11 protein-coding genes are annotated in these 14,123 nt (G+C 71.4%); 7 read left to right on the top strand and 4 right to left on the bottom strand.

Features of this window, described 5'->3' with window-relative positions; translation table 11 throughout:
* Positions 1–44: 44 nt before the first annotated feature.
* Positions 45–941, bottom strand: a complete 897-nt coding sequence (locus ACZ6SA_RS37420; RefSeq protein WP_347650718.1) for a haloalkane dehalogenase — start codon at positions 939–941, stop codon at positions 45–47.
* A gap of 72 nt (positions 942–1,013) precedes the next feature.
* Positions 1,014–2,753, bottom strand: a complete 1,740-nt coding sequence (locus ACZ6SA_RS37415; protein WP_465833592.1) for a hypothetical protein — start codon at positions 2,751–2,753, stop codon at positions 1,014–1,016.
* A 258-nt stretch (positions 2,754–3,011) separates the two neighbouring features.
* Here ACZ6SA_RS37415 and ACZ6SA_RS37410 point away from each other — a divergent pair, with 258 nt between their 5' ends.
* Together ACZ6SA_RS37410 and ACZ6SA_RS37405 are read left to right on the top strand one after the other, a co-directional pair.
* Entirely contained in the window at positions 3,012–4,541 is a 1,530-nt protein-coding gene (locus ACZ6SA_RS37410; protein ID WP_465833590.1) for an MFS transporter, read from the top strand.
* A gap of 47 nt (positions 4,542–4,588) precedes the next feature.
* On the top strand, positions 4,589–5,257 hold the full coding sequence (locus ACZ6SA_RS37405; RefSeq protein ID WP_465833588.1) for a DoxX family protein: 669 nt from the start codon (positions 4,589–4,591) through the stop codon (positions 5,255–5,257).
* Positions 5,258–5,309: 52 nt separating this feature from the next.
* On the opposite strand, the gene ACZ6SA_RS37400 is transcribed toward ACZ6SA_RS37405, so the two are convergent.
* Both ACZ6SA_RS37400 and ACZ6SA_RS37395 read right to left on the bottom strand, forming a co-directional pair.
* Positions 5,310–6,371 (bottom strand): glycoside hydrolase family 76 protein, encoded by a 1,062-nt coding sequence (locus ACZ6SA_RS37400; RefSeq protein WP_465833586.1) that lies wholly within the window; start codon positions 6,369–6,371, stop codon positions 5,310–5,312.
* A gap of 52 nt (positions 6,372–6,423) precedes the next feature.
* A complete protein-coding gene (locus ACZ6SA_RS37395) occupies positions 6,424–7,578 on the bottom strand; it encodes a GntR family transcriptional regulator (RefSeq protein WP_465833584.1) in 1,155 nt (384 codons plus the stop codon).
* Between the two features lie 356 nt (positions 7,579–7,934).
* Between ACZ6SA_RS37395 and ACZ6SA_RS37390 the strand changes: the two genes are divergently transcribed.
* The 5 genes from ACZ6SA_RS37390 (at position 7,935) to ACZ6SA_RS37370 (ending at position 14,103) form a co-directional block, all read left to right on the top strand.
* Positions 7,935–8,720, top strand: coding sequence for a carbohydrate ABC transporter permease (locus ACZ6SA_RS37390; RefSeq protein ID WP_465833582.1), 786 nt, complete (start codon positions 7,935–7,937; stop codon positions 8,718–8,720).
* Between the two features lie 5 nt (positions 8,721–8,725).
* A complete protein-coding gene (locus ACZ6SA_RS37385; protein ID WP_465833580.1) occupies positions 8,726–9,619 on the top strand; it encodes a carbohydrate ABC transporter permease in 894 nt (297 codons plus the stop codon).
* 37 nt (positions 9,620–9,656) lie between these two features.
* Complete coding sequence (locus tag ACZ6SA_RS37380) at positions 9,657–10,934, top strand: ABC transporter substrate-binding protein (protein WP_465833576.1); 1,278 nt, start codon at positions 9,657–9,659, stop codon at positions 10,932–10,934.
* 10 nt (positions 10,935–10,944) lie between these two features.
* Positions 10,945–12,435, top strand: a complete 1,491-nt coding sequence (locus ACZ6SA_RS37375) for a glycoside hydrolase family 76 protein (RefSeq protein WP_347650709.1) — start codon at positions 10,945–10,947, stop codon at positions 12,433–12,435.
* An 84-nt stretch (positions 12,436–12,519) separates the two neighbouring features.
* Positions 12,520–14,103: a Coagulation factor 5/8 type domain-containing protein gene (locus ACZ6SA_RS37370; protein ID WP_465833574.1), complete on the top strand. Its 1,584-nt coding sequence runs from the start codon at positions 12,520–12,522 to the stop codon at positions 14,101–14,103.
* Positions 14,104–14,123 lie beyond the last annotated feature (20 nt).

Here is a 14,123-nt window from a genome sequence, read left to right as displayed (position 1 = left end):
CCGGTTATACCGCACCGGACGGGCGATTGGGCGGTCCTGACACGCTAGGTGGAGGTCACGAAAGCGGCGACGTGGCGGCCGAGTTCGGTGCCCGCGTCCTCCTGGAGGAAGTGGCCGGCGCCCTCGATCACGGGATGCCGCAGGCCGGAGGTGCCGGAGATCGATTTGAGCAGGATCGGCGCCATGCCGCCGGTGATCGGATCGCCGTCCGAGAACGCCACCAGGAACGGCCGGTCGAGGGTGGTGAGAACCTGCCAGGCAGCGCGGTTGGCGGGCGCGGCGGGGTCGTCGGGCGTGATCGGCACGAGGCCGGGCATGGCCCGCGGCCCCGCTTTGTACGCCTCGCCGGGGAACGGCGCGTCGTAGGCCGCGCGGACCTCCCCGGCCAGCCGCGTCCTGCAGCCCGCCTGCACGAGCCGGGCGATGTCCAGGACCGGGGCCCTGAGCACGGTGGCCTTGAACTGGTGCCACACCTCGGGCATGGGAATGTCACCGGTCGGCAAGCCCGTGTTGGCTGCCACGATCCTGGCGACGCGCTCGGGGTGTTCGGCGGCGACGCGCAGCCCGATCAGCCCGCCCCAGTCCTGGCCGACGACGGTGACGCCGCTCAGGCCGAGCGCGTCGAACAGCAGGGCGCGGGTCCACTCCACGTGCCTGGCGTACGTGTGGGCGGCGAGGTCGGCCGGCTTGTCGGAGCGGCCGAATCCGACGAGGTCGACGGCGATCGCGCGCAGCCCGGCCGCGGCCAGCTCCGGCATGACGTGCCGGTAGAGGAACGACCAGGTCGGCTCTCCGTGCAGCAGCACGACGGGCTCGCCCTCGGCGGGGCCCGCCTCGACGTAGGCCATGCGCAGGCCGTCGGCGACGTCGGCGTAGCGGGGTTCGTAGGGGAAGCCGGGCAGGCCGGCGAAGCGCTCTTCAGGCGTGCGCAGGACGTCCATAGAATAATATTCTACGCGGGATCGGCGGGCCGCGCCCTGTCCCGCCGGCGTGCCATCGGCGTGCGGTCACGCTCAGGTCCGGCGGCGCTGGTGGCGGCCGGGAAACTCGCCCAGGAACACCTCCTTGGGCGTGATGCGCAGGACGTCCGAGTCGGCCTGGGCGATGCCGCGCACCTCCACCCAGAAGCGCCGCTGCAACGGGTCCGTGGCGAACACCGCCACCCTGGGGTCGGCCTCGATGGCGTCCCAGGCCTCCGTCTCCGCGATCAGCCGCAGCTCGCCCGACGAGGTGACGGACGCCACCGCGCCCGCGACCCGGGGACCGAGGGAGTCGGCGTACGACAGGACGATGCTGCGGGCGTACGAGAAGGTCCGGCGCACCTCCGGGTCGAGCGGGACGGACGGCTCGGCGCCCATGGGCAGGTCGCACATCAGGAGGGAGGCCCGCCACGGGCCGGCGCCGCCGCGCCACCACGCGCGCGCCGCGCGGGCCAGGAACACGCCCATCGCCACGCCCAGGCCGCCGAGCCCGGTCCGCCACGCCCACGCCGACCCGAGCAGCCCGCCCGCCGCGCTCGCCACGGCGGACAGCACGACGAGGCCCGTCGCGGCGAGCAGCCACCTGTCTCCGCGGTGCCGGGCGCGCAGGTATCCGCGCACCATCGGGTACGGCACCGCGACCGCCGCCAGCGCGGCCGTGGGCTCCACGGCGAGGGCCCCGCCGAGCAGCGGGACGAGCACCGTCCAGGTCCTGACGAGCAGGATCCAGAGCGTCACGCCGGTGTTCCGCCTGGCGGTGCGCTCGCTCTCCTGGGCCCGCGCCGACGCGGCCAGCGCCCGCAGCGGGCGGCCACGCCATGCCTCGGCCAGGGCGCGTACGGTGGCCAGCGCCGGCCAGCCCAGCACCGCGATGCCCGCCAGACCGGCCCAGACGGGGTCGAACGCGGCCGGCAGCGCCGGCATGGCCGCCAGCAGCAGCCAGGCGGCGAACGCCGCCACCGACACCGCCGCCGAGACGAGGTGCGCGCCGAGCCAGGGGTCCCGGCAGAGCATCGGCCGCACGTACCGCCACAGACCCACCCGCCTGGCCTGCCTGACCGTGAGCGGCACCAGCAGGGCCAGCACCGCGAAGCCGCCGAGCTCGGCCTGCGCGCCCCAGCCGGTCAGCAGCGCGGCCGCGGCGATCGCGACCGTGGCCAGGGCGACCAGCAGGCGTGCCTGGCGGGACCAGACCTCCAGGGCGCGCCTCGCCCTGCCGGTGTCGCGCGGGTGCACCGGCCATGCGGGATCGTGGTGCGGGCGGGGGCGGTCCCAGCGCAGCAGCGACAGGCCGAGGTTCACGCGGGCCTGCGGGTGGCCGGGCTCGGTGGCGAGCGCGGCGCGGTAGGACCGCTCGGCGGCGGCGTGATCACCGCGCAGCAGGGCCAGATCGCCCAGCAGGACCCTCGGGCCGGCCTCCTCGGGCGCGAACTTCGCCGCCAGCGTGGCGTGCTCGGCCGCGTCGCCCCAGCGGCCGGGCACGCGGCGCAGGATCGAGGCCAGGCGCAGGCGGGCCGGCCAGGAGCCGCGGGCGAGCTCGACGGCCCGCTCCGCGGCGGGCACGGCATCGGCGTCGCGGCCCAGCCGCTCGTGGGCGAGGCTGATGAGCCGGTGCGCCCACTCGGCGGACGGATCAAGGCCGGAGGCCCTCCGGGCGGCGTCGAGCGCGGAGTCGGGACGGCCGGCGTTCAGCCTGGCCAGGGCCTCGGCGCACCACTCGCGGGAGGACCGGTCGGGAAGATTGCCTTTTCTGCCATGTTGATCGGTCCCCACGGTCCCATGATCGCTTCGCGAACGATCGTTGGATAGATACCGACATATGGCTGTATCTCTCTAGAGAGGTTCGTGTGTGACCCTGGATCAGGCGATACCGCTACGACAAGTGCCTGACATGGCCTAAGCTGCCACGCAAGCCGGAGCGGAGGAGCCGGGCGCGAGGCCTCGGAAGGAGCGAGTGCCGAGCCGCAATCCCACGCGCCGACCCGAGAGCACGTGCGGGCCCTGGACACGGATCGGCCTGCAAGGAGGCCCATGACCGTCACACAGGCCGCACTTTTCGTACGGACTGCGGACCGGGAGCACAGGGACCACCGCTGGTCCATCCTCGTGCTCCTGTGCCTGAGCCTGCTGCTGATCACCGTGGACGCCACGGTCCTGCACATCGCGGTGCCCGCGCTCACGGCCGCGCTCGAACCCTCCGCCGTGCAGCTGCTGTGGATCATCGACATCTACTCGCTGGTGGTCGCGCCCCTGCTGATCATGTTCGGCACGCTGGGTGACAAGTACGGTCGCAAGCGCATGGTCCTGTGCGGCTTCGCGCTGTTCGGCCTGGCCTCGGCGGGCGCGGCGTTCGCCCCGACGCCGCTGACCCTCATCCTGGCCAGGGCGCTGCTCGGCGTCGGCGGTGCGATGATCATGCCGGCCACGCTGTCGCTGATCCGCCAGGTGTTCACCGACCGGCGCGAGCGGGCCATCGCGCTGGGCGTCTGGAGCGCGGTCGCCGCCGCGGGCGCGGCCGTCGGGCCGCTCGTCGGCGGCGTGCTCGTCGGCGTCTGGTGGGGCGCGGTCTTCCTGATCAACGTGCCGATCCTGCTGGTGCTGCTGCCCGCCGCCGTCCGGCTGCTGCCGGACTCGCGCGAGCACAAGGACCGGCCGTGGGACGCGATGAGCGCCGTGCTCTCCGTGCTCGGGATCCTGGCGCTGGCGTTCGGGCTGAAGGAGGCGGGCTCGGGCAGCCTGATGCCGTTGTGGGCGTCCGTGCTGGTGTTCCTGACCGGGCTCGGGCTGCTGGCCGCCTTCGTCCGGCGGCAGACGCGGCTGCCGGCGCCGCTGCTGGAGATCGGACTGTTCCGGCGGCGCGAGTTCGCCACCGGGGTCGCGGGCGTGCTGCTCGGCGTGTTCGCGCTGGTCGGGCTCCAGCTCATGCTCGCCCAATACCTGCAGCTCGTGCTCGGCGACAGCCCGCTGCGCGCCGCCGTCCGGATGTTGCCGCTGGTCATCTCCGCCATCTCCGGCGGGCTCGCCGCCGCCCACATCCTGCCGAGGATCGGCATGCGGGCCACGATGAGCGGCGGTCTCGGCCTCGTCGCGCTGGCGCTGACGCCCACACTGAGCTGGGGGGTCGAGGGCCACCCCGTGATGCTGGCGATCTGCTTCGTCGGCATCGGCTTCGGAGTGCAGGTGGCGCTCCTGGCCGCCTCCGACACGATCATGTCGTCGGCGACCGAGTCCCAGGCGGGTGGGGCCGCGGCCATCGAGGAGACCGCCTACGAGCTGGGGGCCGGCCTGGGCGTGGCCGTGCTCGGCACGATCACCGCCATCGTGTACGCCCCCGGCTTGCCCGCCGTGCCCGGAGTGTCCGCGGGCGGCATGGACAAGGCCAGGCAGTCGCTCGCCTCGGCCGCGCACGTCGCGGACGAGGTCGGCGGCCGAGCCGGTGGCGCGCTGCTCGACGCCGCCCGGTGGGCCTTCGTCAACGCCCTGCACACGACCGTGGTCGTGAGCGTCGTTCTGCTGAGCCTGACCGCCGTCGCGGTGGCCACGTTGCTCAGCCGTGATTGAGGTGTGCCATGTCCCGATCAGGGCAGACAATTACCGTGAGACAGGCCTTGAGCGATCTTGCCGCTTTAGTCGCCCGCATCGGCGTGGGCGGCATCTTCTTCGCCAACGGCTGGGCCAAGCTGGAAGACGGGCTGAAGATCACCGGGGAGAAGTTCCTGGAACAGGGCGCCCCCGCCCCCGGCGCCTGGGCTCCGATCACGATGCTGGCCGAGCTCATCGGCGGCGCCTTACTGATCGCCGGGCTGGCGGTCTCCGTCACCGGGCTGATCCTCTTCGCCGAGGCGCTCGCCGTCTTCCTGGTCGCGCCGCCGCTCAACCCCATCAGCCTCAATGAGCTGATCCTCCTGGGCGCGGCGTCCCTGCTGCTGGCCGTGGTGGGGGCGGGACGGGCTTCGGTGGACCACATGGTGGTGATCCGGCGGCGGGAGTCGGAGGCGGCGGACGAGTTCGCCGCCGACAGGGAGGCGGACAACGTCATCGCCTCCCTCCGCGAACCCGACACCAAGCCAGACAAGCCAGATGCCAGGGATAAGCCCACCAAGACGGGCAAATCCGAACCCGCGCCCGACGCCCAGGCCACGGAGGACACGGCGCCGCACCCGCGTCCGCGCTCCGGTGAGCAGAAGAGCGGCGAGGACCCGGCGCCGGGCGACACGCTGGTGGCCGGCCGCAAGAAACCCCCGGCCCGGGGCCGCCGCACCACCACCTCCGACTGACCCCTCCCCACCGGCTCGGTCCCGCGGGGACGGGGAACGGCTCGCCGCCCGGTCAGGCGGGGGCGACAGGGGAGGAGACGAGGGCGGCGCAGGCCTCGGTGGCCATGACGGCGCTCAGCTGCGCCGACAGGGGCACCTTGCCGTCCGCCGCGCGCGTCCACACCGGCCCGGCCAGGATCGTGCCGTCGCGGGCGCACGACCGCCACACCCGCTCGGTGCTGGCCAGCATGAAGTCCCGCAGGTCCGGCACGTCGGCCGCGTCCACCAGGAGGCGGGCGTACCGGTAGAAGACACCCTTGAACAGCCCTTCGTCACCGCCGCCGCCCTCGTCGGCGAAGACCCCGCCCGGGGCCAGCTCCGTGAGGGCCGTGCGCGCCGTCCTGGTGGCCCGCCGCAGGTAGTCGTCATCCCCGAGAGCGCCCGCCAGCTCCACGCAGGCCCCGATGTACAGACCCTGGTTGTACGTGAAGCGCCACTGCTCGTCGATGGCGTGGTCCTGCTGCCGGTTGATGCCGTCGTGGACGAACCCGTCCTCCCGCACCAGCACGCGCTCGAGCCAGTCCATCGCCCGCCGCCCCCAGTCCAGCTGCGCGGGGTCGCCCGTGTGCCGGTGCAGGCGGGCGGAGAGCAGCACGAAGGGACCGTTGGCGGGGGTGTTCTTGTAGTACGGCTGGGGGACCCGCCAGGCGATGCCGCCCCCTTCGTGCTCGTTCCAGCCGTTGTCCAGCACGTGCCGCCAGATCGCGGCCGCCTCGGCGCGCAGCCCGTCGTCACCGCGGGCGTCGGCCAGCCGCAGGATCGCCAGGCCGAACCAGAGCATGTCGTCGAAGTAGTCGTTGAACAGCGACCCGTCGTTGCGCGCGAGGATGTTGTCGTGGATCTCCCTGGCCCGGTCCAGCCACGACGGGTCCGAGGTCCGCTCGTACGCGTCCACCCGCGCGTCCAGGGCGTGCGCCAGCCACCAGTAGTTGAAGACGTCGTTGTCGCCGGGACCCAGCGGGTGCCAGTTGTCGTACAGCTGGCGGCCGGGGGCGGCGAAATAGTGATCCAGGCTGCGCTGCGCCACGTCGGCGCGGTCGTTCCAGAGGGTGCGGGGATCGGGCTCGGGCGACACCAGGCGTTCTCCGTTCGTCGTTGCGGGTGGTCCTTGAGTCCGGGGGCCGCTTCTAGCGCGGCTCGCGCTGGTCGTGGGCCTCGACGATCGTGAAGGGGACGATGGATCGCGAGGGCACGGGTTCGCCGCGCATCTGGGCGAGCAGCAGGTCGACCGCGCGCCTGCCCATCTCGCGCTGGTCCTGGCGCACGTGCAGGAAGGCGGGCCCGGCGACGGGGTCGCCGGCGGAGTCGAAGCAGGCGATGAGGGGCCTGGCGCGGCCGGGCGGGGCCGCCACGGCCCGGTCCATCACGCGCGCCAGGTTGTACTCGCAGACCACGAACGCGGTGACCTCGGGTTCGCGCTCCTGGAAGGCGCGGACCCGCTCCACGTCGGCCCGCACGTTCTCCGCGCTGAAGGCGCCGGGCAGGGTGCTGGACAGGCCGGTCAGCAGGTGCTGGTGGCTGAGCGGCAGGCCGCGCCCCGCCAGGGCGGTGCGGAACCCCTCCAGCCGCTCCTCGATGCTCGAGGTGTTCTCCGGCGGGGGCGAGACGAACGCGATGTGCCGGTGCCCCAGATCGAGCAGGCGGTCGGTGAGGGTGCGGGCGGCCGCCACGTTGTCGGTGTGGACGGCGCAGGCCTGGATGCCCGCCAGATAGCGGTCGACCAGCACCAGCGGGTAGCCGGCGAGGATGGTCCGCAGCAGGCGGGCGTTGTAGTACTCGCCGTGGACGGGGAAGACGATCAGGCCGTCGACGAGGCCGCCGCCCACCATGGACGCGATCGCGCGCTCCTCCTCCGCCTGGTCGCCGCGGGTGCGCTTGATCACGAGGGCGATCCCGTGTTCCGCGCAGCGCTCCTCCACGGCGGCGAGCAGTTCGAGACCGTACGCCTCCGACGCGTCGGGATAGATCAGCGCGATCGCGCCGGGAGCCCGCTCGCCCGGTGCCGCGCGCTCGGCCGCGGCTCCCTGGGCCGGGATCGCGAGCTGGTCGAGGTCGGGCAGCTCGCCGGCGACGAACGAGCCCTTGCCGCGGATCCGCTCGACGACGCCCGCCTGTCTGAGGAGCTCCAGGGCGCGCTTCGAGGTGATGCGGCTGACCTCGAACTGCTCGGCCAGCTCCATCTCTGAGGAGACACGGTCTCCCGGGACCAGGGCGCCCCGCCTGATCTCGTCCAGCACGTAATCGATGATCCGCTCGTAGAGCAGCGGGCCTCTTGCGACCACTCTTCCCCTTAGGCCACGAAAGTTGGTATTTCAGCGAAAGCTAGATATATACCATCTTACCCGCCCGTCTTGCTGGTCTCCGTTGCAGAGATATTTCGTCCTGGTATCTCCAACATATTGACTTATATCAACATGCTTTCTACCTTTCCCACAAGTGACATCTCCGGGAAGTCCCGAAGGAGACCGCGTGACCAGGACGCTCGCCACAGGGCCGGACATCCGCGGGCCCGCCGCCGGCCCTGCTCCCCACCGCCGGCCCCCCGAACGTTCGGCACTGGGCCGCCACCAGGCACGCGCCGGGATGGTGTTCACCGCGCCGGCGATGGTGTTGTTCCTCGTCTTCACCGTGGCTGCCCGTGGTCGGAGCCTTCGGCCTCAGCTTCACCGCGTACGACGTGCTCACGCCTCCGTCCTGGGCCGGCCTGGCCAACTACGCCCGCCTCCTGGAGGACGACACGTTCTTCACCACGCTGAAGAACATCCTCTACTACTGCGCCATGTTCGTGCCCGCCATGATCGCCCTCTCGCTGGTGCTGGCGCTGGCGCTCAGCCGGCGGCTCCCGGGCATGGCGATCTTCCGCACCGTCTACTTCATCCCGGTCGTCACCTCACCCGTCGCCGCCGCGACCGTATGGGCGTGGATGCTGAACAGCCACTACGGCCCCGTCAACGAGATCCTCGGCTACCTCGGCATCCCCGGCCCCGCCTGGCTGGGCGACGGCAGCACGGCCATGGTGTCCATCGTGATCGTCACGCTGTGGCAGGGGGTGGGCTCCAACATGCTCATCTACCTGGCCGGCCTGCAGAACGTCCCCGCCCACCTGTACGAGGCCGCCGCCCTCGACGGGGCCGGCCGCTGGCGGTCCTTCCTGCACATCACCTGGCCCTCGCTGCGCACGACGACGTTCTTCGTCACGACCCTGTCGCTGATCGGCGCGTTCCAGCTCTTCGACCAGGCGTACGTGATGACCAAAGGCGGTCCCGGCAACACGACGCTGACGCCCGTCTACCAGATCTACGAGACCGGCTTCAACCGGCTGCAGATGGGCTACGCCTCGGCCCAGGCCTTCACCCTCTTCATCATCATCGTCGCCGTCACGGTGATCAACATGCGGGTCAACCGCGACCAGGTGCCGGAGTGATGCTTATGACCACCAGCAGGACCACCAGAACGATCCGCCTCGCGCTCGGCCGCACGGCCTTCTACGGCGTCCTGACCGTGGTGGGGCTGTTCATGCTGCTGCCGTTCCTGTGGTCGCTGAGCACGTCGCTCAAGCCGGACGAGGACATCATCGCGCTGCCCGTCAAGTGGCTGCCCGGCTCGATCACCTTCGAGCACTACTGGTCGGCGTTCACCACCGTCCCGTTCGCCCGGCACTTCGCCAACTCCATGCTGCTGGCCGTCGCGGGCGTGGCGACCAACGTGCTGCTCGGGGCGCTGGCGGGCTACGCCTTCGCCCGGCTGGCCTTCCGCGGCAACCGGCTGCTGTTCCGGCTGCTGCTGGCGTCGATGATGGTGCCGCCCGTCGTGACGCTGGTGCCGTCGTTCATCATCGTCAGGAGCATGCCGCTGGCAGGCGGCAACGACCTCGCCGGCCAGGGCGGGGCCGGGCTGCTCAACACGTACTGGGCGGTCATCCTGCCCGGCGCGGTCGGGGCGTTCGCGGTGTTCATGATGCGGCAGTTCTTCCTGGCGCTGCCCAAGGACCTGGGCGAGGCGGCACGCGTCGACGGGTGCCGCGAGTTCCGCATCTTCTGGAGCATCTACCTGCCGCTGTGCCGTCCGGCGCTGGCCACGCTGTCGGTGTTCACGTTCGTCGCCGGATGGAACGGCTTCCTGTGGCCGCTGATCGTGCTCAACGACCCCGACATGATGACGATCCAGATGAGCCTGGCCGCCTTCTCCTTCAACCAGAAGACCGACTACGGGCCGCTCATGGCCGGATCCATCGTCGCCATGGTGCCCACACTCCTGCTGTTCGCCTTCGGACAGCGCTACCTCACCCGCGGCCTGGCCTTCACCGGCACGGGCTCGAAGTGACACCCCTTGTGATCTCCGAGAAAGGAAAGAGCCGCCGATGCGCTGGACTCTGCCCGGGCGGTCGGCCGTCACCACCGTCGCCCTCCTGACCGTGATCTCCACCGGCTGCGCCCCGTCCTCCGACGACTCCTCCCGCTCCGGCGAGGTGGTCGAGCTGACCTTCTGGGGCGACTGGTCGGGCGAGGGCGAACAGCAGTTCAGGACGATGACCGACGCCTTCAACAAGACCCACCCCGGCATCCAGGTCGAGTACGTCGTGCAGGAGGACATGCTCACCAAGTTCCTCACCGCCTCCACCTCCGGCCAGGCGCCCGACGTCATGTTCTGGGACCGCTGGCGCACGGCCACGTACGCGCCCAAGAACGTGCTGGAGCCGCTCGACGAGCGGATGAAGAAGGACGGTGTCGAGCGCGAGCGGTTCTACGGCGAGGCGGTGCGCGAGCTGACCCACGACGGCAAGGTGTACGGCCTGCCGCTGACCGTCGACGCGCGGGCCCTGTTCTACAACAAGGCCCACCTGAAGGAGGCCGGGGTGGAGCCGCCGCGGACCTGGGCCGAACTGGAGCAGGCGGCGATCAAGCTGACCAGGCGGGAGGGCGGCAAGCTCGTCCGCGCCGGGCTGTCGATGGACGACGCGGGCCTGTTCAGCATGTACCTGCGCCAGGCCGGCGGCCAGATGGTCACCGACGACTGCTCCCGCACGACCTTCAACAGCCCGCAGGGCGCGCAGGCGCTCGACCTGTGGAGCCGCATGATCAAGGGCGGCGTCTACCAGACCGGGTTCGAGACCGGCCTGGGAGAAGGCACCGACGCGTTCGCCACCGGCAAGGTCTCCATGATCTTCACGGGCCCGTGGAACATCACCACCTACCGCAAGTACGGCAAGGACCTCGACTTCGGCATCGTGCCGCCGCCGGCGGGGCCGCAGGGTGACCAGGCCAGCCTCATGGGCGGGTTCGGCCTGGTGATCCCGCGCGCGGCCAAGCAGAAGGACGCCGCCTGGGAGTTCGTCAAGTGGTGGACGGCCGAGAAGGACAACGCGCTGAAGTGGGCCAGGACCAGCCTGAACATCCCCGGCAACGTGGAGGCCGCGAAGGATCCCTTCTTCACCGGCGACCCGTTCTGGAAGCCGATCCTCGACACGCTCGAGTACGCCAAGGTCCGGCCGGCCTGCGCCGGCTACCCGCCGATGGAGGACGACGCCCTCATCCCCAACCTGCAGCTGTTCCTCGGCGGCAAGGCCACCGCCCAGCAGTCCCTGGCCAAGGCCCAGGAGCAGGGGGACCGCGTCCTGACCCAGAACAACCTCGACTGAGGAGAGCATCGTGAAAGCGCGCATGACCGCCGCCTGCGTGGCGTTATTCGCCCTGCTGCAGGCCGGCCTCGCCGCCCAGCCGGCGCACGCCACCGTCCCCCGGGACGCCGACGCCGCCATGTCGGCCTTCGTCGACGCCTTCTGGGACCCGGAGAAGAAGTACTTCTACACCAACAGCGACCACCGCGTGCACGAGCACGCCCACGGGCCGGAGGACGGGCTCTACACCGACTTCTGGTGGGAGGCGCAGCTGTGGGAGCTGGTGATGGACGCCTACGAGCGCACCCGCAGCCCGGAGTACCGCCGGATGGTCGACGACGTGTACGCCGGCTTCGTCGCCTACTACCCGGACTTCGCCAACGACTTCAACGACGACCTCGGGTGGTGGGCGCTGGCGAGCGCCCGGGCGTACGAGCTGACGGGGGACGAGACGTACCTGAACCGGTCGAAGGAGCTGTTCGACCGGATCTGGGCCGAGCGCGACGACACCCACGGCGGCGGCATCTGGTGGCGCAACGACGTGCGCGACCAGAAGAACGTCGCCACCAACGCCCCCGCGGCGATCACCGCCGCGAAGCTGCACGCCGCGACGGGCGAGGCCTCCTACCTGTCGCGGGCGCGGGGCCTGTTCGCCTGGGTCAAGGAGAACCTGCAGGAGGACGGGCACGTCCACGACCACTTCGAAGCCGACGGCACGCTCGTCAAGTGGGACTTCACCTACAACTTCGGCACCTACATCGGCGCCGCCGCCGCGCTCCACGAGGCGACGGGCGAGGCCTCCTACCTCGCCGACGCCCGCGCCGCCGCCGACTGGGCCACCGCCAACCTCACCAACGGCGGCACCCTGCTGCACGAGGGCGTCAACGACGGTGGCGGCTTCAAGGCGCTGCTGGTCCGCTATCTCAACGTGCTGGTCACCCGGCACGGCCAGACGAGGTATCTGCCGTTCCTGCAGCGCAACGCCACCCAGGCGTGGCAGCACCGGCGTCCTTCCGACGGCCTGATGGGCCCCGACTGGTCCGCGCCCGCGCCTGACACGTTCCTGCAGAGCCTGACGGCGGCGGCCCCCGTCAGCATGCTCCAGCTCGTCAAGCCCGACGGCAACGGCGGGCTCCAGCCGGAGAACGGCGTGTACGAGGCCGAGAACGCGCGCTCCGAGGGCATCGGAGGGGAGAGCAGCCAGCCGGGCTTCACCGGCAGGGGCTATCTCGCCGGCTGGAACGCCGCGGACCAGGCGCTGACCATTCACGTGAACGTGGGCCGCGCCGGGCGCCACCAGCTGCGCTTCCGCTACGCCGCCGGGGCGGGCGACGCGGGGCGCCGCGTCCTGGTGAACGGCGCCCAGGCCGGCGACCTGCGCTTCCCCGCCACGCAGGGCTGGGGCCAGTGGGGCACCGCCGTGCTCGACGGGGTCAGGCTGGCGCGCGGGCACAACACGATCCGGATGGAGCTGGGGGCCGGCAACTACCTCAACCTCGACGCGATCACCCTAGGCACATGAGACCCGCTCATGTTTGGGCCTTGCGGGGCCGGTGACGGCGGCGGATGCTGGGAGGGCAGCGACCCCCCAGCCTGGCGAGGTGTGATGTCCCGCCGCTCAGCCCTCGCAGCCATCGCCGTGCTGCTCCTCGTGACCGGCACGCTGACGATCCCGCGGACCAGCCCCGCCGCGGCGGAGGCCGAGGTCCGCGGGTTCGTCGACGCCCACAGCCACCTGTTCTCCTACGAGGCGTTCGGCGGCCTGCTGATGTGCGGGCGGCCGTTCCACGCGCAGGGCGTGGAGAAGGCCCTGACCGACTGCGCCGACCACCACCCGAACGGCGAGCTCGCCTGGTACGAGAACCTCACCCGCACCGGGTCGCCGACCGGAACCCACGACCCGGTCGGCTGGCCCACGTTCCGCGACTGGCCGGCGCACGACTCCCTGACCCACCAGCAGGCGTACTACACGTGGGTGGAGCGCGCCTGGCGGGGCGGGCTCCGCGTCATGGTCAACCACCTGGTCGCCAACCGGCAACTCTGCGTCATCTACCCGCTGAAGCGGAACGCCTGCGACGAGATGGCCTCGATCAGGCGGCAGGCCGAGCGGGCCCGCGAGCTGCAGGACCACATCGACGCCGAGCACGGAGGCCCCGGGCAGGGTTGGTTCCGCATCGTGCGCGACCCGGCCGAAGCCAGGCAGGTCGTCCAGGCCGGCAAGCTCGCGGTCGTCCTGGGCGTCGAGACCTCCGAGCCGTTCGGCTGCCGCACGCTGCTCGGCATCCCCCGCTGCACCAGGGGGCAGATCGACCGAGGGCTCGACGAGATGCACGCGCTCGGCGTGCGCAGCATGTTCGTGTGCCACAAGTACGACAACGCGCTGTGCGGCGTGCGCTTCGACTCCGGCACGCAGGGCGCGATCGTCAACCTGGGCAACCTGCTCAGCGGCGGGTCGTTCTGGCAGGCCCGCACCTGCACCGGCCCGGCGCACGACAACCCGATCGACCCGGGCGGCGTCCTGCCCGATCCGATCGCCGGCCTGCTCCCGCCCGGCGTCTCGCTCCCGCTCTATCCGCCGGCGCCGCACTGCAACACGAGGGGCCTGACCGCGCTCGGCGAGTACATGGTCAAGGGCATGATCGAACGCGGCATGCTGGTCGAGATCGATCACATGAGTGTGAAGGCCGCGGAACGCACGCTCGACCTCCTCGAAGCCGCCCGGTACCCGGGCGTGATCTCCTCCCACAGCTGGACCGACCCGCACTTCTTCGGGCGCGTCTACGCACTCGGCGGCATGATCACCCAGTACGGGCACGACGCCGAGCACTTCGTCGCCGAGTGGGCCCGCACCGAGCCGCTCCGGCGGGAGCACCGGATCGCCGGTTACGGCTACGGCCTGGACGTCAACGGGATGGGGAGGCTGCCCGGGCCGAGGGCCGGCAACTCCGGTAACCCCGTGACGTACCCGTTCGCGACCTTCGACGGCGGCGAGCGCCTTGACCGGCTGAGCACCGGCGAGCGGGTGTGGGACGTCAACACCGACGGGGTCGCCAACTACGGCCTGGTACCCGACTGGATCGAGGACATGCGGATCATCGCCGGCGACGAGATCGTGCGGGACATGGCGGCGGGCGCCGAGGCGTACCTGCGGATGTGGGAGGCGGCGAGTTCCTCTCGATCATCGACCTGAAATATCGGTATAATTCCGGC

The sequence above is a fragment of the Nonomuraea sp. NPDC049378 genome (assembly GCF_055586745.1).
This window is presented reverse-complemented; position numbering and strand designations above follow the sequence as displayed.